This is a genomic window from Mycobacterium sp. IDUB_28 (assembly GCF_055419285.1).
Genome location: NZ_JBVAXK010000003.1, coordinates 116,163 through 135,647 on the forward strand (window position 1 = coordinate 116,163; position 19,485 = coordinate 135,647).

Consider the following 19,485-nt stretch of genomic DNA (forward strand, 5'->3'; position numbering starts at 1 on the left):
CGTGACCTACGAGCCGCCGAGCTATCCGCCGCCGCCCGGTGGCTACGGATACCAGCCGCAACCAGGCTTCGGTTATCCGCCGCCGATGGGCGGTTACCCGACGCAGCAGGGCACGAACGGCATGGCGATCGCCTCACTGGTGTGTTCGGTGATCGGACCGTTCGTGTGCGGCGTGGCCACCGTTCTCGGGCTGGTGTTCGGGTTCATCGGACTCCACCAGATCAAGACCAGCGGGCAACAGGGCCGCGGCATGGCGATTGCCGGCATCATCATCAGCGCGCTCACCGTGGTGGCCGGGGTGATCATCGTGATCGCGCTGGTGCTGCTGGCACAGGCGGACTCACGCCGCCATCGTTACCACCACCGCGACTACTACGATTACTCGACCGCGATCGCCGCGACGATCAGCCGCACTCCCCAGGCGGTGTCCTGTTAGAACCACCCGATCTCGGGATGGGGCACAAGGTGTTCGGGCTCGTCGCTCAACGTCTCTTCCCGCATCCACTTGATCGCTACCCAGCAGACCAGCACCCACCCGACGGCCACGGCGGGGATCGCCCATAACCGACGGATCAGCAACGCGCTGCCGCACTGCGACGTCGCGGCCGGGGCGGCCTGCGGGGCCTGAGAGAGCTGGAAGCCGAGACCGTTGCCGCAGTTGATCCTGATGCCGTACTGGTCGTACTGGCCCAGGTACACCGGAAACCACAGCGCAGCCAGTCCGATCAGCACGAGTAGCAGGCCGGTGATTCCGAGGTAGAACTGACGGTGACTCACGTTTGCTCCCGGCGATGTTAATGGTCGGTACGGTGTCGAAATTCAGGTCATGCAGACATTGGCGAACAGTAGGACGGGCCATGAAACGATCGACCCCAGGAACGACACGGCCAGATCGGCGCCCTGCAGATCGCGCAGATGATCGGTGTGCGTCGCTGACCAAACCACCCCTACCAGCAGATATGGGGCACCGAGCCCGATCCCGATGGCCAGCAGCTGGGCGACGGAGAGCTCGAAGCTCAACACCCGGCGAATTCTTTCCAACACGACGCCCCGCCACCAGTCGGCCTACCCCACGGACGTGCACTATGTTAATGGACATTCCAGCACGACGGTAGTCTGGGTGGTGCGGAGCAGGGCGTTTCAGCCCACTGCGGTTGCCAGCCGGAGCGCCGCGGCAACCGCCAGACCGGCGACGTCGAACTTCTTCGAAGCGAGGTCGTGGCGGGCGCCGGTGATCTCGACGATCTCGGTCGGTGCGCAGATGAGCGCAGCGGCGTCGCGCAGTTCGGTGATCGTGCCGAACGGATCGGACGTGCCGTGGGTGAACACCGTCGGCACCGTGATGTCCGGCAGATGTTCGGTGCGGGAACGCTCCGGCTTGCCCGGTGGGTGCACCGGATAGGAGAACAGGGTGAGCACATCCAGTGGCTGGCCCCCCGCGGCCACCATGGATGTCTGCCGGCCGCCGTAGGAATGTCCGCCGGCGATCAGCGGTCCGTCGCTGAGTCGCCGGCACACCTCGATCGCCTCGATGATCCCGGCCCGGTCGGTGGCCGCCGAGCCCGACGGCGGGCCTGCTGCGCGGCGTCGGCGGTACGGCAGGTTGTAGCGCACCGCGAGCCAGCCGCGCTGGGCCCACTGTGCGCAAATCTGTTGCAGTAGTGCGGAATCCCGATTGCCACCGGCGCCGTGGGTCAGCACCACCACCCCATGTGGGGTGCCTTCGGGCCGATGCGCGACACCTGCGATGTCGTCGAGGTTCACCGGTGCAGCCGGAACAGGGGAGAGGCCGGACCGTGGCCGCGGCCCAGCGGATAGGCGGCCCGCAGCGATTCGGTGACCCAGCGCTTTCCGAAGCGCACGGCGTCGGGCACGGTAAAGCCGTGGGCCAGCGCGCAGGCCACCGCCGACGCCAACGTGTCACCGCCGCCGTGGTCGTCGCCGGTGGCGATCCGGGGCTGGTCGAACTCGTAGAAATCGCAACCGTCGTACAGCAGATCGCAACTGGACTGCGAGGTCCGCAGGTGCCCGCCCTTCACCAGCGCCCACCGCGGGCCCAGGGCATGCAGTGCCTCGGCCGCGGCGCGCTGGGACGCGGCGTCGACCACCTCGATATCGACGATCAGCCGTACCTCGTCCAGGTTCGGCGTCACCAACGTGGCCAACGGAAACAGTTGGGTGCGAAGCGATTCCAGCGCATCCCGGGCCAGCAGCGGATCCCCGTGCATGGACGCGCAGACCGGGTCGACGACCAACGGCGCCTGCGGGTCGAGGCGTTGCCAGGTGGCGGCCACCACCTCGATGATGGACGACGACGCCAGCATCCCGGTCTTGGCCGCCTGGATGCCGATGTCGGTAACCACCGCTTCGATCTGCCCGGCCACCACCGCGGTGGGAACCTCGTGAAAACCCTTGACGCCCAAGGTGTTCTGGATGGTCACCGCGGTGACGGCGACGCAGGCGTGCACGCCCAGCAGCGCCATGGTGCGCATGTCGGCCTGAATGCCCGCGCCGCCCCCGGAGTCCGACCCGGCGATCGTCAGCACCCGCAGCGGCGTTGCGCCCGGTGCCGGCAGGGGCAGGTAGGTCACTGCTGGGCGAGCGGCAGATACACCCGGTTGCCGTGGTCGGCGAACTCGCGGGACTTCTCTGCCATGCCGGCGGCCAGCATGGCGTCCACATCTGCCTCGGTTTCCAGTCCGTGCTTGGCGGCGAAGTCCCGCACATCCTGGGTGATGCGCATCGAGCAGAACTTCGGCCCGCACATCGAACAGAAGTGCGCGGTCTTGGCGGGTTCGGCCGGCAGCGTCTCGTCGTGGTACTCCCGTGCGGTGTCGGGATCCAGCGACAGGGCGAACTGGTCGTTCCAGCGGAATTCGAAACGTGCTGTGCTCAAAGCGTTGTCGCGGTCCTGCGCGTGTGGATGGCCCTTGGCCAGATCACCTGCGTGCGCGGCGATCTTGTAGGCGATCACGCCGTCTTTGACGTCCTTGCGGTCCGGCAGGCCGAGGTGCTCCTTGGGGGTGACATAGCAGAGCATCGCGGTGCCGGCTTGGGCGATGATCGCCGCGCCGATCGCCGAGGTGATGTGGTCGTAGGCCGGCGCGATGTCGGTGGCCAGCGGCCCCAGGGTGTAGAACGGTGCCTCCTCGCACCACTCCTCCTCCAGCCGAACGTTTTCCACGATCTTGTGCATCGGGACGTGGCCCGGGCCTTCGATCATCACCTGCACCCCGTGGGCTTTGGCGATCTTGGTCAGCTCGCCCAGGGTGCGCAACTCAGCGAACTGGGCGGCGTCGTTGGCGTCGGCGATGGAACCCGGCCGCAGCCCGTCGCCCAGGGAGAACGTGACGTCATAGCGGGCCAGGATGTCACAGAGTTCCTCGAAGTGGGTGTACAGGAACGACTCCCGGTGGTGCGCCAGGCACCATGCCGCCATGATCGACCCGCCGCGGGACACGATGCCGGTGACGCGCTTGGCCGTCAGCGGCACGTACCGCAGCAGCACACCGGCGTGCACGGTCATGTAGTCGACACCTTGCTCGCACTGTTCGATCACGGTGTCGCGGTACAACTCCCAGGTCAACTCGGTCGGGTCACCCTTGACCTTCTCCAGTGCCTGGTAGATGGGCACCGTGCCGACCGGGACCGGCGAGTTGCGCAGGATCCATTCGCGGGTTTCGTGGATGTTCTTGCCGGTGGACAGGTCCATGATGGTGTCCGCGCCCCAGCGGGTGGCCCACACCATCTTGTCGACCTCCTCGGCGATGGAGGAGGTGACGGCGGAGTTGCCGATGTTGGCGTTCACCTTCACCGCGAACGCCTTGCCGATGATCATCGGCTCGATCTCGGGGTGGTTGTGGTTGGCCGGAATGACGGCCCTCCCGCGGGCCACCTCGTCCCGCACCAGCTCGGCGGGCATGCCTTCGCGCACCGCGATGTAGGCCATCTCCGCGGTGATCTCACCGGCGCGGGCGCGCTGCAGCTGGGTGCCGCGGTCGCGGACCACACCCGGGCGCGGCGGCAGGCCGGCGTTCAGGTCGATCACGGCGTTCGCGTCGGTGTAGGGCCCGGACGTGTCGTACAGGTCGAAGTGATCCCCGGTGGACAGGTGCACCCGCCGGAACGGGACCCGCGCCGCGGGGACGCCCTCCACCTCGCGGTAGGTCTTGCTGCTGCCGGCGATCGGGCCGGTGGTGACGGACGGTTCGACGGTCATGGTCATGGCTATCTCCCTACGCCGGCATTACCCGGTCAGGTTCGTACGGTCGACGGCCCCGAGCCGTCCTCTCAGCGCACCGGGCGTGCGCTCCCGCGTCATTTTCGGTTGGATGGCTCCCACGCTAGCGCAGCGCGCACCGGCCCGGGTATCAGTCGGCCTCTTCCAGGGCCTCGCCGAGTTCCTCGAGGACCTGGTTGTGGTGGTTGCTGGCCAGCAGGTGCCCGGCGGTGATCACCAGGGCGACGGGCCAGTCGATCAGTTCGAATGCCGCCAGGGCCGCGATCCCGCCGTAGTAGGCCAGCTGTTCGGGCGGCGGTATCTGGACCTTGCCCAGGATCGGCAGGTTGATCACGAACGTCTGGGCCTGCCGGATCTGGGACACCGCCTCGCGCTGGGAGGTAACGGAGCGATCTTTCTTTTCGGCCATCATTTGCCTTTCAGTAACGAAGGGTTTGCCGTCGTGCCCGGTGGGGCGGTCACCGTCGAGGTATGACGACGACAGATGCACTGCGTGACCCGCTGGCTGCGTCGTGCGCCCGGTTGCTGCAGAGGCCGTTGACGGAGCTGTACGCCCTGCTGTGGCGGGCGGGGGTGCTGGAGGTGGTCTCGGATCAAACTCCTCGCCCTGTCACGGTCCGCGCGTCGCGGTGTGATTGCTCGCGCGCAACCGGCTGACGACGGAATCAGTTCGTACTGCGCAGGCTGGTGCTACCGGCCCGGCGCCCGGCGACCTTTTTGGCCGGTGCCTTCCGGGCTGTCTTTGTCGCTGTCTTCGGTGCTTCGGCGGCGGCCGGTTCGTCCGGCACCGGGGTGAGCTTGGCCGGGGCCTGCACGCCGGCCGGTTCCGGGGCGTTGTTCAGTTTGCGCAGCAACAGCGCTCCACCGCCGACCGCCAACAGGATGGGCCACTCGATGAGACCCGCGGCGCCGATCGCGCCGATCGCCAGCGCGGCGGCCGGAGTCGACTTGCTGCCGGTGCCGATGCCCTGCTGAATCCCCTCGGCGGCGCCCTTGACCCCGCCGACGATGCCGTTGACCGTCGCCCCGCCGACGGCGCCGGCAGCGGCGGTGGTTGCCGTCGCGGCCCGACTGAGTGTCCGACCTACCGTGCGAAAAGCTCCGTCAACGACACCCATGATCACTCCCTGGCCTTGGCTACTCTGCTTGTATACCCCCCGGCCGCGTTCTTCACCAGAAACAACAACGAATTTCACAGCATCTTGGAAGGTCAGGGGCGTAGGTCCACCAGGACCGGCGCGTGATCGCTGGGCGCCTTGCCCTTGCGCTCCTCGCGGACGATCTGTGCGTCCACCACCCGCTCGGCCAGCGCCGGGGAGCCAAGGATGAAGTCGATGCGCATGCCCTGCTTCTTGGGGAAGCGCAGCTGGGTGTAGTCCCAGTAGGTGTATACCCCCGGTCCCGGCGTGAAAGGCCTTACCAGGTCAGCGAATTGTGCGTCGACGATGGCCGCGAACGCACGGCGCTCCGGTTCCGAGACGTGGGTGCAGCCGGCGTAGTACTCGGTGCTCCAGACATCGTCGTCGGTGGGCGCGATATTCCAGTCGCCGACCAGCGCGATGGGCGCGCCGGGATCCTCGCGCATCCAGCCGGCAGCGGTATCGCGCAGCGCGGCAAGCCAATTCAACTTGTAGAGGTAATGCGGGTCGTCGAGGGTGCGGCCGTTCGGCACGTACAGGCTCCACACCCGCACCCCGCCGCAGGTGGCGCCGAGCGCACGGGCTTCGGCCGCCGCCGCCACGTCGGGTTTGGCGCTCCAGGTCGGCTGGCCGTCGAAGCCGACCTGCACATCGGACAGCCCGACCCGGGAGGCGATCGCCACCCCGTTCCATTGGTTGAAGCCGACATGGGCCACCTCGTAACCGATTTCGTGGAACGGCAGGGCCGGAAACTTTTCATCCGAACACTTGGTCTCCTGCATGGCCAGCACGTCGACCTCGGCGCGCACCAGCCAGTCGAGGACCCGGTCCAGCCGGGAGCGGATCGAGTTGACGTTCCAGGTGGCCAACCGCAGCCGGTCGCCGCCGGCGGGGGTGTCGGGCATGGCGTTCTCCTCTCTAGTCCGGTGTCCAGTCCGGTGCTGCGCGGAAATACCGGCGGCGATGGTGCAGGCGGAAACCCTGCAATTCGGCCGTGCCGGTCGGCTCGGTGTCGGGTATGCAGCGGTACGCGTGATCAGCCTCGCGCACCAGGACCCGTTCGGTACGCTCGCAGCACCAGCCGGCCGGCGGCGACAGCAACCGGTCCGGGATGACCACCCGCGGCGGCAGGCCTCGCGCGGTGTACCAGGCGGCGATCGCGCCGATGGCTGCTGAATCCGCCGAAAGATCAAGCGGCACAGCAGAATTGGTGGCCAGTTCAACGCCGTCACCGGCGCGCAGCAGCCAGCCCGACAGCCGGCTTTCCTCGGCGCCGGGCCGGGCCTCGGCGGCCCGGCGCTCGAGCGCCCGGATGTCGGCAGTGCGCACCGGAGCGTCGGTCAGGACCCGCAGGGCCACCACGTCGTCGGGCCGAACCTGGACCACTGCACCGGATTTCGTCTGTACGCGCACCGCGGGATCGACCGCCAGCAACCGGCCCACCGCGTCGGTCAGCGGCGGGACCGATCCGGCCGGCCGGCGGTAGCGCAGCGTCACCCGCGTCCCGGGCGGCGGCCAGGCAACCATCAGTGACCGAACGGGTCGGGCCCCTCGCCCGGCGTCCAGGACAAGCCCGGCACGCCCCAGCCGTGCGACTTGACCGCCCGCTTGGCCGCGCGTGCGTGCCGGCCGATCAACCGGTCGAGATAGAGGAATCCGTCCAGATGCCCGGTCTCGTGCTGCAACATGCGCGCGAACAGCCCGGTGCCTTCGACGCTGACCGGTTTGCCGTCGGCGTCCAGGCCGGTGACCTTCGCCCAATCGGCCCGTCCGGTCGGAAAGGACTCGCCCGGCACCGAGAGGCACCCTTCGTCGTCGTCGTGGCCGGCTGACGGCATGGTCTCGGGAATCTCCGACGTCTCCAGCACCGGGTTGACCACCACCCCGCGCCGGCGGCTGGTCAGTCCCCGGTCGTCCGAGCAGTCGTAGACGAACAACCGCAGGCCGTGCCCGATCTGGTTGGCCGCGAGTCCCACACCGTGGGCGGCGTCCATGGTGTCGTACATGGTCTGGATCAGCTCGAGCACCTCGGCCGGCAGCGACCCGTCGGCGCCGACCGGGACAGGCGTCGTCGGAGTGTGCAAAACCGGATCTCCCACGATGCGGATGGGTACGACTGCCATGGTCGGCTAGCTTAGGCGAGTTGCGCGAACGGTCCCGCAAAGGTCTACGCCGACGCGCGGGTCTGCATTCCGGCGCAACACATTGCGGCGTGGTTCAATATTCGCGCACAACATTGCCCAGCATTCGCCGAAAGGGTCCAGGGGAAGCAATATGGACAGCGCCATGGCGCGGGCACATCGAGCGGACGACGACTCGGAGATCGCAGACGGGCTGACCCGGCGCGAGCATGACATCTTGGCTTTCGAACGGCAGTGGTGGAAATTCGCCGGCGTCAAGGAAGACGCCATCAAGGAGCTGTTCTCGATGTCGGCGACGCGCTACTACCAGGTGCTCAACGCGCTGGTCGACCGGCCCGAAGCGCTGGCCGCCGACCCGATGTTGGTGAAGCGGTTGCGGCGGCTGCGGGCCAGTCGTCAGAAGGCCCGCGCCGCGCGGCGGCTGGGCTTCGAGGTCACCTGACCGGTCCGCGCCCTTTGCGGGTTCTGGCCGTGCGCTGGTTACAGTGGCTTCGATGAACGAGCGCGTACCCGACTCGACGGGGCTTCCGCTGCGGGCCATGGTGATGGTGCTGCTCTTCCTGGGCGTGATTTTCCTGTTGCTCGGCTGGCAGGCCCTGGGTTCGGCCGGCAAGGCCGACGAGGAGTCGTCGTCGGCGGTCACCACGATGTCCAGCACGTCGGCGCCGACCTCGACCAGTCCCAAACCGGCGGCCAACCAGGCCGAGGTGCGGGTGTACAACATCTCCTCGCGGGAGGGCATCGCCAAGACTGCCGCCGACGATCTCAAAGCGGCCGGCTTCAAGGTGACCGAGGTGACCAACCTCGCGGTCGCCGATGTGACGGCGACCACGGTGTACTACGGCGAAGACAGCGAGAAGGCCACCGCCGAAGCGGTCGGGACCAAGCTGAACGCCCCGGTGGAGAAGCGCATCGCCGCACTCGCCGACCAGCCCCCCGGCGTCATCGTTTTAGTGACGGGTTGAGGCCCGGTTCGACGGGTCGTCAAGATAGGCTCACGGCTATGTCAAAGCCCGCCGGTCCCGTTGTCCGTCCCGCAGGTCGCACGTCCGCAGCTGCCGCCAAGTCCGCTCTGGTCGCGGCCGCGTGCGTCGCGGTCTTAGGTGCGTGCTCGTCGCCGCAGCAAGCGGCGACCACGACCGGTACCCCGCCGACGGTCTGGACCGGCACCCCGGCGCCGTCGACCTCCGGCCACGCCGAGCCCGCGCCCAGCACCCAGGAGGCGCCGCCGTCCGGGCAGACCATCACCACTGTGCTCAAGGGGTCGTCCGGCCAGGAGGTCGCGACGGCGAAGTTCGATTTCGCCAACGGCTATGCGACCGTGACGATCACGGCCACCAGCAGCAGCGGGCTCGCGCCGGGATTCCACGGCGTGCACGTCCACAGCGTCGGCAAATGTGAGGGCGATTTCGCCTCCGCCGGTGGGCACCTCAAGGTGCCGGGCGCCACCGGCCATTCCAGCGGAGACCTGACCTCGCTGCAGGTGCGTAAGGACGGGGCGGCGCTGCTGGTGACCACGACCGACGGCTTCACCATGGACGACCTGGTCGGCGGTGCGAAGACGTCGATCATCATCCACGAGGGCCCGGACAACTTCATGAACATCCCGAATCGCTACCAGGTCAACGGGGCACCCGGTCCCGACGAGACGACGATGACTACCGGTGACGCCGGCAAGCGGGTGGCGTGCGGTGTCATCGGGTCCGGGTAAGGGAAGCCGGGCGCGCAACCGCATCGATTTCGCTCGTTCGCCCCGTCCGACGGTCGGCGTCGAATGGGAGTTCGCGCTGGTCGATGCGCAGACCCGCGATCTGAGCAACGAGGCCACCGCGGTGATCGCCGAGATCGGCGAAAACCCGCGCGTGCACAAGGAATTGCTGCGCAACACCGTCGAAGTCGTCAGCGGCATCTGCGAGAACGCCGCTGAGGCCATGCACGACCTGCGCGACACGCTGGGCCCGGCCCGGCGCATCGTCCGCGACCGCGGCATGGAGCTGTTCTGCGCCGGCACCCACCCGTTCGCCCAGTGGTCCAGTCAGAAGCTCACCGACGCACCGCGTTACGCGGAGCTGATCAAGCGCACCCAGTGGTGGGGCCGCCAGATGTTGATCTGGGGTGTGCATGTGCACGTCGGGATCTCGTCGGCGTACAAGGTGATGCCGATCATCTCCTCGCTGCTCAACCAGTATCCGCACCTGCTGGCGTTGTCGGCGTCGTCGCCGTGGTGGGGTGGCGTGGACACCGGATATGCGAGCAATCGCTCGATGATGTTCCAGCAGTTGCCGACGGCCGGTCTGCCGTTTCAATTTCAGGCGTGGTCGGAATTCGAGGGCTTCGTCTACGACCAGAAGAAGACCGGGATCATCGATCACGTCGACGAGGTCCGTTGGGACGTCCGGCCTTCCCCGCACCTGGGCACCATCGAGGTGCGCATCTGCGACGGTGTCTCCAACCTGCGTGAGTTGGGTGCGCTGGTGGCGTTGACGCACTGCCTGATCGTGGATCTGGACCGTCGGCTGGAAGCCGACGATCCGTTGCCGACCATGCCGCCCTGGCACGTGCAGGAGAACAAGTGGCGGGCCGCCCGCTACGGGCTCGACGCAGTGATCATCCTGGACGCCGACAGCAACGAGCGGCTGGTCACCGAGGATCTCGACGAGGTGCTGACCCGGCTGGAGCCGATCGCCAAGTCGTTGCGGTGCGCCGACGAGTTGGCTGCCGTCGCCGACATCCCCCGCCTGGGCGCGTCCTACCAGCGACAGCGGCGGGTGGCCGAGGAGCACGACGGCGACCTGCGCGCAGTGGTCGACGCGCTGGTGGCCGAGTTGGACATCTAGGCGCGCACCCGATCCCGGTCGACGGCCGCGGCCACCCGGTGCAGCATCCGGCGCACCGCGACGCGGTGGCCGCCGGAACCGATGACCAGTGCGCGGTACACCTTGCCGCGCAGGCCGGGAAACTCCGCAAACGTCAGTGCCCGCAACCGTACTGCGTCTCCGTCCGGATCGAGCTCGAACACCAGCCGATAGATGGCGAACGGATGGCGGCCCTTGAGTGCCAGCCGCTGCGGGGCGTCGCCTCGTCCAGCTGGAAACCGACCGGAACCGTGGTCGGGTCGAGGGGATCGCGGCACATGGTGCGCAGCAGCGCCGACCAGGTGTCAGCGGCCGAGGCCCGCACCGGGATACCATACTCATCAATATAGGGTAATCGTTTCATATAGAAGGACTGTACTAGATCATGGCGCCGCCACGGAAGCATGAGACCGACGTCATTCTCGATGCCACGCGGTCCCTGATTCTGGGGCACGGACCGCGGGCGGCGAGCGTCGCGGCGATCGCCAAAGCCAGCGGCGCCCCGGCCGGCACCCTCTACCACCGGTTCGGCAACCGCGACGGGGTGGTGATCGCGGCCTGGTTGCGCGCACTGCAGCGCTTCCAGACGCGCGCGATGGCGGCGACGGCGCCGACCCCGGAGGGGACGGCCGTGGCAATGGCGGCCGCTGCGATCGACTTCGCCCGCGACCTGCCCGACGACGCCCGGTTGCTGCTGACGGTCCGGCCCGGTGACCTGGTCGACGGCCGGCCGGGTGCGGAGTTTCAGCACACCCTCGCCGCGATGAACGCGCCGCTGGCCGCGCGGGTGCGCGAGTTGGCGATCGGACTCTACGGGAGCGGTGCGGCGCGCGCCGTGGACGCGGTCAATCGCGCCGTGGTCGACCTGCCCTACGCGGTGGTGCGCCGCCACGCCTACGACGATCCGCTGCCCGAGTGGCTGGCGGCCGATGTCGCGGCAGCCGCCCGGTCGCTGCTGCGTGGCTATGCTGAACCGGGGGTGAGGCGCGATGAATCGTGAACCGGTGGTAATGCCCATGTTTCCGCTTGAATCGGCGCTGCTGCCCGGAGAGATCCTGCCGCTGCGTATCTTCGAGCCCCGCTATACCGCGCTGGTGCAGGACTGCATGGGCAGTCAGAATCCCCGCTTCGGGGTGGTGCTGATTTCGCGCGGGCGCGAGGTCGGTGGCGGCGATGCGCGCAGCGACATCGGGGTGGTGGCCACCATCACCGATTACGCCGCTGCCGACTCGGGCCGTTATGTGTTGCGGTGCCGGATCGGCGACCGGATCCGGGTGCGCGAATGGCTGCCGGACGATCCGTATCCCCGTGCGCGCGTAGAGATTTGGCCCGACGAATCGGGGCCGCCGGTGACGGCGGCACTGTTCCGCGACGTCGAGGACCGGGTGCTGGCATTGTTCGAGCGGATCGCCGCGGTGCAGGGAGTGCAGCTACCGGACCGCGCCGAGCTGTTCGACTATCCGGGTGCAGAGCCCAGAGACAACGCAAAGCTGTTGTACGCCTTGGCAACTCGCGTCCCGATGGGTCCGGCCGATCGGTATGCGGTGCTCGCGGCGCCGTCGGCGGCCGACCGGCTGGCCGCCCTGCTCGAAGCGGTGGACTCGGTGACCGCGGTGATCGAGTTTCAGCTCTCCGAGTAGTCGCCGTCGGAATCCGCGGGGTCGGTGACCGGCACCAGCGGCAACGCTGCCAGCGGAAAGACACTCGACACCGCGAAGGCCAGCGGATACCCGGCCACCACAATCAGCTGGGCGAACACCGGGGGCGCAACGGCGACCACCAACCGCTCGAAGGTGTTCTGCTTCCCCAACGCCCACCCGCTCCAGAACGGCCCGGCTATCTCCGGGATCTTGGTGAACGGCAGACCGTTGTCGCCGGTGATCGCCGACGCGACGACCATCAGGCCCACCGATACCGGCCAGTTCAGCTGATCGGCCAGCGCGAGCAGCATCATCACCGCGGCAGTGACCACGGCGATCCACCGGACCGGCCGCATCCGCGACCCGATGGCATCCGCCCACCGTCCGGCAGCGATGCGCACCGCCGCGCCCAGCAGTTGCGAAGCGCCGACCAGCACACCGGCCCACGCCATCGACAGGTGGTGCTCCTGGAGAAACCAGACCAGCATGAAGGTCAGCACCACCGGCTGCGGCACCATCAACAGCGCGGAGGCAAAGTGTATGCGCCACAACGAGGTTCCCCGGTACAGGTCGGCCAACTCGCGCATCGGTACGTGCGATCTGTGTTCGCGCGGCGGGTCGCGCACGGCCAACGCGCTGGCCACCGCGGCCAGTGCACACAGACCCGCGGGGAACAACAGCGCCGCCGACATGTGGTGTCTACCGAGTTCGGGAATGACCAGTGCGGCCACCGCGATTCCCAGCGGTTGCGCGGTCTGCCGTATCCCCATGGCCAGCGCCCGCCGATGCTCGGGGAACCAGCCGGTGACCAGCCGGCCGCTGGCCGTGATGCAACTGGCCGCGGCCATGCCGCCGAGCACCAGAAACGTGCCGACCAGCAGCATCGAATGCACCGACGCCGCGGCGAAGCCGGCCGCCGCGGTGAGCCCCAGGCCCGCCGACAGCACGATCCGCTCGCCGACGCGGTCCAGTAGGTGGCCCCACGGGATCAGGGTCAACATCATGCCGACGCTGGGCATCGACGCCAGCAGGGCCGCCTGCACCAGGCTCACGCCCCGATTGCCCAGGGTGGGGATTAGAAAGGCGACCCCGTTGATGAACACGTTGGCCGACAGCGTCGCCAGCTGGGAGACCGTCAGCATCGACCAGCGCCTGGCCGCACTGACCTCCGAGATCGCCGTCGTCACCGCTGATTACCCCCGCCCCACCGAGCAGCGATACCCGGTGCGGGGTCGGGCAAACGCGGCTAGACCGCCTTGGCGAAGGCGCGCAGCGACTCCACCTGTAGCGGGTCCAGCGAGGGGCGCACCTTACCGCGGGCGGTGGCCAAGTCGGCGGCGGTGACGTCGGCGGCGTCGATGGAGCGCCGCATCGCAGCCAGCGCGGCCTCGCGCAGCAGCGCGACGCAGTCCGCGGCGCTGTACCCGGACAAATCGGCGGCCACCGCGTCCAGGTCGACGTCGGAACTCAGCGGGATCGACTTGCCGGCGGTGCGCAGGATCTCGCGCCGGGCGTCGGCGTCGGGCGGCTCGACGAACACCAGTCGTTCCAGCCGGCCCGGCCGCAGCAGGGCCGGGTCGATCAGGTCGGGCCGGTTGGTCGCACCCAGCACCACGACGTCGCGCAGCGGGTCGATCCCGTCCAGCTCGGTCAGCAGCGCGGCCACTACCCGGTCGGTCACGCCGGAGTCGAAGCTCTGGCCGCGGCGCGGCGCCAGTGCATCCACCTCATCGAGGAACACCAGCGACGGCGCGGAATCGCGGGCCCGGCGGAACAACTCGCGGACCGCCTTCTCCGACGAACCCACCCACTTGTCCATCAGCTCGGAGCCCTTGACGGCGTGCACGCTGAGCTGGCCGGTGCTGGCCAGCGCGCGCACCACGAACGTCTTGCCGCAACCGGGCGGGCCGTAGAGCAGCACCCCGCGGGGCGGGTCCACCCCCAACCGGGAGAAGGTGTCCGGGTGCTGCAGCGGCCACAGCACCGATTCGGTCAGCGCCTGTTTGGCTTCGGCCATGTCGCCGACATCGGCCAGCGTGACGTTCCCGACGCTGACCTCTTCGCCGGCCGACCGGGACAACGGGCGGATCACGGTCAGCGCCCCCAGCAGGTCCGCCTGGCTCAGCTGCGGCGGACGCCCGTCGGCGCTGGCCCGCGAGGCGGCCCGCAGCGCGGCTTCCCGGATCAACGCGGCCAGGTCGGCCACCACGAATCCCGGTGTCCGGCTTGCGATTTCGTCCAAATCGAGAGCACCGGCCGGGACTTCTCTGAGTAGCGCGTCAAGCAGTGCCCGGCGAGTCGCCGCGTCGGGCAGCGGCAGGCTCAGCTCGCGGTCGCACAACTCCGGCGACCGCAACCGCGAGTCGATCTGGTCGGGCCGCGCGGTGGTGGCGATCAACGCGACGCCGTCGGTGGCCACCGCGGTGCGCAACTCGGCCAGTACCAGCGACGCCACCGGTTCGGGGGTCTGCGGCAACAGGGCGTCGACGTCGGTGATCAGCAGCACCCCGCCGCTGCTCGTCGCCGCGGTCACGGCCGCGGTCACCGACTTGAGCCGGTCCTCGGCGGCCAGGGCGCCCACTTCGGGACCGTCCACCTGCACCAGCCGCCGTCCGGCGCACACCGCACGCACCAGCGTCACCTTGCCGACCCCGGCCGGTCCGGACACCAGCACACCCAGGTTGGTGTCGGCGCCCAGGGTCTTGAGCAGGTGCGGCTCGTCCAGGGCGAGCTTGAGCCATTCGGTCAGCTTGGCGGCCTGCGGTCCCGCGCCCTTGAGTTCTTCGACCTGGATCTGCGGGCTGACCACCTCGGCCGTCTCCGACGCGGCCGGCCGCTGCGCGACCAGCGTTCCCCAGGTGACCAGCGTGTTCGGTTGCACGCTGACCGGCCCGTCCGGATCCACACCGGTGACGGTCAACAACTCCGAGGTCCAGCTGATCCCGACCGAGGAGGCCAGCGCCCGGGTGGCCGCCGAGGTCGAGGTGCCCGGGCCCAGGTCGCGGGGCAGCAACGAGACCGCGTCGCCGACCATCATCACCTTGCCCAGCAGCGCCTGGCGCAGCGTCGCCGACGACAGCGATTGGGCCGCCAGCGTCGAGCCGCTGAGGGTGACCGTCCGGGCCCCGTAGACGGTGACCGCACGCAGGATCACCTCGATGCCTTCCCGCAGTCCGGCGTTGGACAGCGTGACGTCGTCGAGCAGCGCGATGCCGACGGGGATGTCGCCGGCGGCCATGCCCACGACGGCCGCGGTGGTGCGTGAGCCGGTCAGCGACACCGCGTCCCATTCCCGGATGCCCAACGCCGCGATGGCACTGGGATGCAGCCGCACCACCCCGCGCCGTGAGTCGACCGCGGACGTATTCAGCCGCGCGGTGAGGGCGAGCTGGTCGGGGCGGGTCACGTTACCGGCCCGGCTTGCGCAACCCGAGCCGTGCCATCGAGCGGCGGTGCGGCGCCGCCCGACGGGTCGCGCGCTGCGCCGCCCGCCACTGCTTGGGCTTGTCGTCCCACACCTCAGGGTGTTTGGCCAACCAGCGCTTGCTGCGCACCGCGAACGGGATATGGCACACGTAGGAGATGATGATCACCCAGATCAGGATGTAGGGCACCACCACCGCGGCCGCCGCCACGATCGCCACCACGGCCAGCAACAGCACCGCCAGGTTCGGCGGTACCGCGAAGGTGTGGACCTTCTTCATCGGGATGGCGCTGACCATCAGCAGCGACGTCCCGGTGATCCAGGCGGCCAGCACCCACTGGTTGGACCACCAGCCGTCGTGCCCGAACTGCAGTTTGAGGCCGATGGTGCCGATCATGGACACTGCACCGGCCGGCGCGGGCATGCCGACGAAGAACTCCTTCGCGTACGGCGGCAGGCTGCCGTCGTCGGCCTGCGCGTTGTACCGGGCCAACCGCAAGACCACGCACACCGCGTACAGCAGCACCACCATCCAGCCGATCGGCGACTTCTCCAGCAGCGTCACGTAAACCACCAGCGCCGGTGCCACCCCGAAGTTGACCGCGTCGGCCAGCGAATCGATCTCGGCGCCCATCCGCGACTGGGCGTTGAGGATGCGCGCCACCCGGCCGTCCAGGGCGTCGAGGATGGCGGCGACGGCGATCAGCGCCATCGCCGGTATCGGCTTGTCGTCGAGCGCGAACTTGATGGAGGTCAGGCCGGCGCAGATGGACAGCACGGTCATGGCGCTGGGCAGCAGGTGCAGATCCACCGTTCGCCGGATGCGAGGCTTGTCGATCATGACAGCTCAGCCAGCACGGTCTCGCCGCCCACGGCCCGCTGGCCGACCTTGACCAGTGGTTCGACACCTGGCGGCAGGTAGGTGTCCAGCCGCGAGCCGAACCGGATCAGACCGTAGGTCTCGCCGATCGTCAGGTGGTCGCCGACGTGGGCGTTGCACACGATGCGACGGGCGACCAGCCCGGCGATCTGCACGACCACCACTTCGGCATCCGCTGCGGTGTGGAGCAGCACGCTGGTGCGTTCGTTGGCGGCGCTGGCCTCGGGCAGATCGGCGGACAGGAACTGCCCGGGGCGGTGCTGCACCGCGATCACCTTCCCGCTCACCGGCGCCCGTTGCACGTGCACATCCAGAATCGACAGGAAGATGCTGACGCGTGGCCGCGGGGCGTCGCCCAGGCTGAGCTCGGCGGGCGGGGCGGCGGAATCGACCAGGGCGACCGTGCCGTCGGCCGGCGCGACCACGACGCCGTCCCGGCCGGGAGGTACCCGGGCGGGGTGGCGGAAGAATCCCGCGCAGGCGCCGGCCGCGAGCAGGCCGGTCCGGCGCAGCCAGCGGTAACGGTAACCGCCGGCCGCCACGGCGAGGCCGGTCGCGACGAACGGCAGGCCGGCCGGGTGTATCGGGGGAATGGTGGAGCGCACCAATTCGAGCAGGTGTGCAGGACCGTCGGCGGAGCCAGGGCGTTTTGCCACGCGGGTCATCTTACGTAAGCGGGTGCGGCCGTCGTGGTTCGTTCCGGCCCGGAAGGGGAACGGGCAGGAGAACGTTTGGAATTCGCACCCGTCCCTGAGGGCCCACTCTGATTTCCACCGATGACGCGCGCGCGGCCCGCCTGCGCCGCGCGAAGCTGAGTGTCACCGCAGTGTTCATCTTGCACGCTGTGGTGTTTTCGTCGTGGGCGGCGCACATCCCGCAGGTCAAGGCGGACCTGGGGCTGTCTGACGCCGCGTTGGGCACCGCGCTGTTCGGTGCGCCGCTGGGGTCGGTCGCGGCGACGGTGTTCAGCCATTGGGCGTTGCCGCGCTGGGGCAGTCACCGGCTGGTGCCGGTCATGGTGGTGGGCTACGCGCTGGCCGGAATGACGGTCGGGCTGGCCACCTCCGGGCTGTGGCTGTTCGGCACACTCGCGCTGTGGGGGATGTTCCAGGGTGGCCTGGACGTCGCGATGAACACCCAGGCCGGCACGGTGGAGCGGCTGGCCCGCGCGCCGATCATGGCCCGCTTCCACGGCATGTGGAGTGTCGGCGCCCTGCTGGGCGCGCTGATCGGCGCCGGCTGTGTCAGCATCGGGGTCGGACTGGGCCTGCAGCTGACGGTGCTCGGGGCGGTGGTGCTGGTCGCCGTGGGCCCGTTCACCCGCCGCCTGTTCCCGGACGAGGCCGTGGTCGCCTGCGAGGACGGCAAGCAGCCGGGTCGGGCTCGATTGACCCGGACGGTGGCGCTGCTGGCTGCGGTGGCCTTTGCGTCGTTCCTGTGCGAGGGCGCCGCCACCGACTGGTCAGCCAACTATCTGCACGACGTGGTCGGCGCCGGTCCCGGTGTGGCGGCGCTGAGCTACGCCGCCTACACGTCGGCGATGGTGGCGGTGCGGCTCGGCGCGATGCGGTTGCACGCGCGATTGCCGGCACGTCGGCTGCTGCCGGCGCTGGCCCTGTTCGCCGCGGTCGCCATGTGCGTGACGCTCGCGTCCGCCAATGTCGCGGTCAGCGTGATCGGCTTCGCCTGTGTGGGCGCCGGGGTGGCGCTGTTGGTGCCGACGGCGTTGAGCGCCGCCTACTCCGCCGGCCAGGGCGGCTCGGCGATCGCCCTGGTGGCTGCGACCGGCTGGCTGGGCAACCTGCTCGGTCCGCCGCTGATCGGCCACCTCGCCGAGTGGTTCGGGCTGTCCGCGGCGCTGCTCACCATCCCGGTGGTGCTCGCGGTGGCCGCGGTGGCCATCGGCGGCACCACCGCGTTCAAGGTCGCCGACGAATTTCACCGGGATCCGGCCGGTTCGACCGCCTAGCGCAGATCCCACACCTGCAACCGGGTGCCGGCCGGCACCTCCACAACATCTTCGGGGATGTCGAGCAGCCCGTTCGCGGTGGCCAGCCAGCGCAGGTGGTGCGAAGCCGGCGGGCCGTAACTGGTGACCTGCCCGGTCTCAGCGTCCAGCACCGCCCGGCGGAACTGGCGTTTGCCCCGCGGTGAGGACACCGTCTCGGTCAGCACCGCCGCGCGCAGTGGGCGGCGCGGATCCGGTAGCCCCATGGCGGTGCGCAGCGCCGGCCGGATGAACACCTCGAAGGACACCAGCGCACTGACCGGGTTGCCGGGCAAGGTGACGATCGGGGTGCCGCCCACCCGTCCGACGCCCTGCGGCATGCCCGGCTGCATCGCGACCTTGACGAACTGCACGCCTCGATCGCCACCGAAGGCGTCCTTGACCACCTCATAGGCGCCGGCACTGACCCCGCCGCTGGTGACGATCAGGTCGGCGGCGGCGGCGTGACTGTCCAGCACCGCGTTGAACTGGGCGACGTCGTCGCCGGCGGTCGCGGTGGCCACCACCTCGGCGCCCGCCTCCCGGACGGCGGCGGCCAGCATGACCGCGTTGGACTCGTAGATCTGCCCGGGCAGCAGCGCAGCGCCCGGCGGCGCCAACTCCGAGCCGGTGGAGATCACCAGCACCCGCTGTCGCGGTAGCACCGCCAACTCGGCCAGTCCCAACGCCGCCACCAGGCCCAGCGCGGCCGGGGTCACCACTCGGCCGGCGGACAACACGGTGGTTCCGGCGGCGACGTCCTCACCGGCGCGGCGGATGTGGCGGCCGGGGCCGGCGGGCCGGCGGATCCGCACCGTCTCGACGCCGCCGTCGGTGTCTTCCACCGGCACGATGCCCGTCGCACCCGCCGGCAGCGGCGCGCCGGTCATGATCCGGTGGGCGGTGCCCGGTCGCAGTTCGAGCGGGTCGGTGCGCCCGGCCGGAATGTCCTCGGCGACGGGCAACTGCACCGGATGGTCGGGGGTGGCGGCCACGGTGTCCTGCGCCCACACCGCGTAGCCGTCCATCGCGGAGTTGTCGAACACCGGCAGTGACAGCGGCGCAACCACATCCTCGGCCAGCGTCAGGCCCAGGGCGTCGCGCAGCGACACTGCGACCGCCGGGCGCGGCCGGATCAGGTCCGCGACGATCCGCTGATGTTCGGTGACCGAGCGCATG

23 protein-coding genes, 2 pseudogenes and 1 riboswitch are annotated in these 19,485 nt (G+C 69.4%); of the genes and pseudogenes, 9 read left to right on the top strand and 16 right to left on the bottom strand.

Annotation, left to right across the window (positions count from 1 at the left end):
- The first annotated feature begins 1 nt into the window (after position 1).
- Positions 2-436 carry a DUF4190 domain-containing protein gene (locus ACZYZ9_RS07275; protein WP_463825571.1) on the top strand — a complete coding sequence of 145 codons (435 nt, stop codon included), beginning with the start codon at positions 2-4 and terminating at the stop codon, positions 434-436.
- Here the strand turns inward: ACZYZ9_RS07275 and ACZYZ9_RS07280 are convergent.
- The 6 genes from ACZYZ9_RS07280 to ACZYZ9_RS07305 form a co-directional block, all read right to left on the bottom strand.
- A complete protein-coding gene (locus ACZYZ9_RS07280; protein ID WP_463825572.1) occupies positions 433-777 on the bottom strand; it encodes a hypothetical protein in 345 nt (114 codons plus the stop codon). The genes ACZYZ9_RS07275 and ACZYZ9_RS07280 overlap by 4 nt on opposite strands.
- A 42-nt stretch (positions 778-819) precedes the next feature.
- The gene (locus tag ACZYZ9_RS07285) at positions 820-1,044 is read right to left on the bottom strand and encodes a hypothetical protein (RefSeq protein ID WP_463825573.1); all 225 of its coding nucleotides are present in this window, start codon (positions 1,042-1,044) and stop codon (positions 820-822) included.
- Positions 1,045-1,140: 96 nt separating this feature from the next.
- Positions 1,141-1,764 (bottom strand): alpha/beta hydrolase family protein, encoded by a 624-nt coding sequence (locus ACZYZ9_RS07290; protein WP_463825574.1) that lies wholly within the window; start codon positions 1,762-1,764, stop codon positions 1,141-1,143.
- Positions 1,761-2,591: a bifunctional hydroxymethylpyrimidine kinase/phosphomethylpyrimidine kinase gene (gene thiD / locus ACZYZ9_RS07295; protein ID WP_463825575.1), complete on the bottom strand. Its 831-nt coding sequence runs from the start codon at positions 2,589-2,591 to the stop codon at positions 1,761-1,763. The genes ACZYZ9_RS07290 and thiD overlap by 4 nt, the downstream gene beginning before the upstream one ends.
- The gene (gene thiC, locus ACZYZ9_RS07300; RefSeq protein ID WP_463825576.1) at positions 2,588-4,225 is read right to left on the bottom strand and encodes a phosphomethylpyrimidine synthase ThiC; all 1,638 of its coding nucleotides are present in this window, start codon (positions 4,223-4,225) and stop codon (positions 2,588-2,590) included. Before thiC ends, thiD begins: the two co-directional genes overlap by 4 nt.
- Positions 4,216-4,326, bottom strand: a riboswitch (TPP riboswitch). Its footprint overlaps the gene before it by 10 nt.
- 44 nt (positions 4,327-4,370) lie before the next feature.
- On the bottom strand, positions 4,371-4,652 hold the full coding sequence (locus ACZYZ9_RS07305) for a hypothetical protein (protein ID WP_463825577.1): 282 nt from the start codon (positions 4,650-4,652) through the stop codon (positions 4,371-4,373).
- A gap of 59 nt (positions 4,653-4,711) precedes the next feature.
- Here ACZYZ9_RS07305 and ACZYZ9_RS07310 point away from each other — a divergent pair, with 59 nt between their 5' ends.
- On the top strand, positions 4,712-4,897 hold the full coding sequence (locus tag ACZYZ9_RS07310) for an Rv1535 domain-containing protein (protein ID WP_463825578.1): 186 nt from the start codon (positions 4,712-4,714) through the stop codon (positions 4,895-4,897).
- A gap of 8 nt (positions 4,898-4,905) precedes the next feature.
- Here the strand turns inward: ACZYZ9_RS07310 and ACZYZ9_RS07315 are convergent, their stop codons facing one another.
- The 4 genes and pseudogenes from ACZYZ9_RS07315 to ACZYZ9_RS07330 form a co-directional block, all read right to left on the bottom strand.
- On the bottom strand, positions 4,906-5,358 hold the full coding sequence (locus ACZYZ9_RS07315; protein WP_463825579.1) for a hypothetical protein: 453 nt from the start codon (positions 5,356-5,358) through the stop codon (positions 4,906-4,908).
- 92 nt (positions 5,359-5,450) lie between these two features.
- Positions 5,451-6,254: an exodeoxyribonuclease III gene (locus ACZYZ9_RS07320; RefSeq protein ID WP_463825966.1), complete on the bottom strand. Its 804-nt coding sequence runs from the start codon at positions 6,252-6,254 to the stop codon at positions 5,451-5,453.
- An 82-nt stretch (positions 6,255-6,336) separates the two neighbouring features.
- Positions 6,337-6,906, bottom strand: a pseudogene (locus ACZYZ9_RS07325) (GNAT family N-acetyltransferase, cg3035/Rv0428c family); the annotation flags it as partial.
- Positions 6,906-7,502, bottom strand: coding sequence for a peptide deformylase (locus ACZYZ9_RS07330; RefSeq protein ID WP_463825580.1), 597 nt, complete (start codon positions 7,500-7,502; stop codon positions 6,906-6,908). The pseudogene ACZYZ9_RS07325 and the gene ACZYZ9_RS07330, both read right to left, overlap by 1 nt.
- Positions 7,503-7,653: 151 nt before the next feature.
- On the opposite strand from ACZYZ9_RS07330, the gene ACZYZ9_RS07335 reads away from it, so the two are divergent.
- From ACZYZ9_RS07335 to ACZYZ9_RS07350, 4 genes are read left to right on the top strand one after another with little or no spacing between them, the layout of a single operon-like run.
- Positions 7,654-7,962: a DUF3263 domain-containing protein gene (locus ACZYZ9_RS07335; RefSeq protein ID WP_463825581.1), complete on the top strand. Its 309-nt coding sequence runs from the start codon at positions 7,654-7,656 to the stop codon at positions 7,960-7,962.
- 52 nt (positions 7,963-8,014) lie between these two features.
- Complete coding sequence (locus ACZYZ9_RS07340) at positions 8,015-8,485, top strand: LytR C-terminal domain-containing protein (protein ID WP_463825582.1); 471 nt, start codon at positions 8,015-8,017, stop codon at positions 8,483-8,485.
- Between the two features lie 38 nt (positions 8,486-8,523).
- Positions 8,524-9,231 (top strand): superoxide dismutase[Cu-Zn], encoded by a 708-nt coding sequence (gene sodC / locus ACZYZ9_RS07345; protein WP_463825583.1) that lies wholly within the window; start codon positions 8,524-8,526, stop codon positions 9,229-9,231.
- Entirely contained in the window at positions 9,212-10,357 is a 1,146-nt protein-coding gene (locus ACZYZ9_RS07350) for a glutamate--cysteine ligase (protein ID WP_463825584.1), read from the top strand. The genes sodC and ACZYZ9_RS07350 overlap by 20 nt, the downstream gene beginning before the upstream one ends.
- Here ACZYZ9_RS07350 and ACZYZ9_RS07355 read toward each other — a convergent pair.
- A pseudogene (locus ACZYZ9_RS07355) lies at positions 10,354-10,739 on the bottom strand (hypothetical protein). The gene ACZYZ9_RS07350 and the pseudogene ACZYZ9_RS07355 sit on opposite strands and share 4 nt — an antisense overlap.
- 21 nt (positions 10,740-10,760) lie before the next feature.
- On the opposite strand from ACZYZ9_RS07355, the gene ACZYZ9_RS07360 reads away from it, so the two are divergent.
- Complete coding sequence (locus tag ACZYZ9_RS07360) at positions 10,761-11,375, top strand: TetR/AcrR family transcriptional regulator (protein ID WP_463825585.1); 615 nt, start codon at positions 10,761-10,763, stop codon at positions 11,373-11,375.
- Positions 11,365-12,015, top strand: a complete 651-nt coding sequence (locus ACZYZ9_RS07365) for an LON peptidase substrate-binding domain-containing protein (protein WP_463825586.1) — start codon at positions 11,365-11,367, stop codon at positions 12,013-12,015. Before ACZYZ9_RS07360 ends, ACZYZ9_RS07365 begins: the two co-directional genes overlap by 11 nt.
- Here ACZYZ9_RS07365 and ACZYZ9_RS07370 read toward each other — a convergent pair.
- The 4 genes from ACZYZ9_RS07370 to ACZYZ9_RS07385 form a co-directional block, all read right to left on the bottom strand.
- Positions 12,000-13,157, bottom strand: a complete 1,158-nt coding sequence (locus tag ACZYZ9_RS07370; protein ID WP_463825967.1) for an MFS transporter — start codon at positions 13,155-13,157, stop codon at positions 12,000-12,002. The two genes, ACZYZ9_RS07365 and ACZYZ9_RS07370, sit on opposite strands and share 16 nt — an antisense overlap.
- Before the next feature lie 104 nt (positions 13,158-13,261).
- Complete coding sequence (locus tag ACZYZ9_RS07375; protein ID WP_463825588.1) at positions 13,262-15,421, bottom strand: AAA family ATPase; 2,160 nt, start codon at positions 15,419-15,421, stop codon at positions 13,262-13,264.
- A 1-nt stretch (position 15,422) separates the two neighbouring features.
- The gene (pssA, locus tag ACZYZ9_RS07380; protein ID WP_463825589.1) at positions 15,423-16,280 is read right to left on the bottom strand and encodes a CDP-diacylglycerol--serine O-phosphatidyltransferase; all 858 of its coding nucleotides are present in this window, start codon (positions 16,278-16,280) and stop codon (positions 15,423-15,425) included.
- Positions 16,277-16,975 carry a phosphatidylserine decarboxylase gene (locus ACZYZ9_RS07385; protein ID WP_463825590.1) on the bottom strand — a complete coding sequence of 233 codons (699 nt, stop codon included), beginning with the start codon at positions 16,973-16,975 and terminating at the stop codon, positions 16,277-16,279. Before ACZYZ9_RS07385 ends, pssA begins: the two co-directional genes overlap by 4 nt.
- Positions 16,976-17,115: 140 nt before the next feature.
- Here ACZYZ9_RS07385 and ACZYZ9_RS07390 point away from each other — a divergent pair, with 140 nt between their 5' ends.
- On the top strand, positions 17,116-18,288 hold the full coding sequence (locus tag ACZYZ9_RS07390; protein WP_463825968.1) for an MFS transporter: 1,173 nt from the start codon (positions 17,116-17,118) through the stop codon (positions 18,286-18,288).
- Here ACZYZ9_RS07390 and moeA read toward each other — a convergent pair.
- On the bottom strand, positions 18,285-19,484 hold the full coding sequence (moeA, locus tag ACZYZ9_RS07395; RefSeq protein WP_463825591.1) for a molybdopterin molybdotransferase MoeA: 1,200 nt from the start codon (positions 19,482-19,484) through the stop codon (positions 18,285-18,287). The two genes, ACZYZ9_RS07390 and moeA, sit on opposite strands and share 4 nt — an antisense overlap.
- Between the last annotated feature and the right edge of the window lies 1 nt (position 19,485).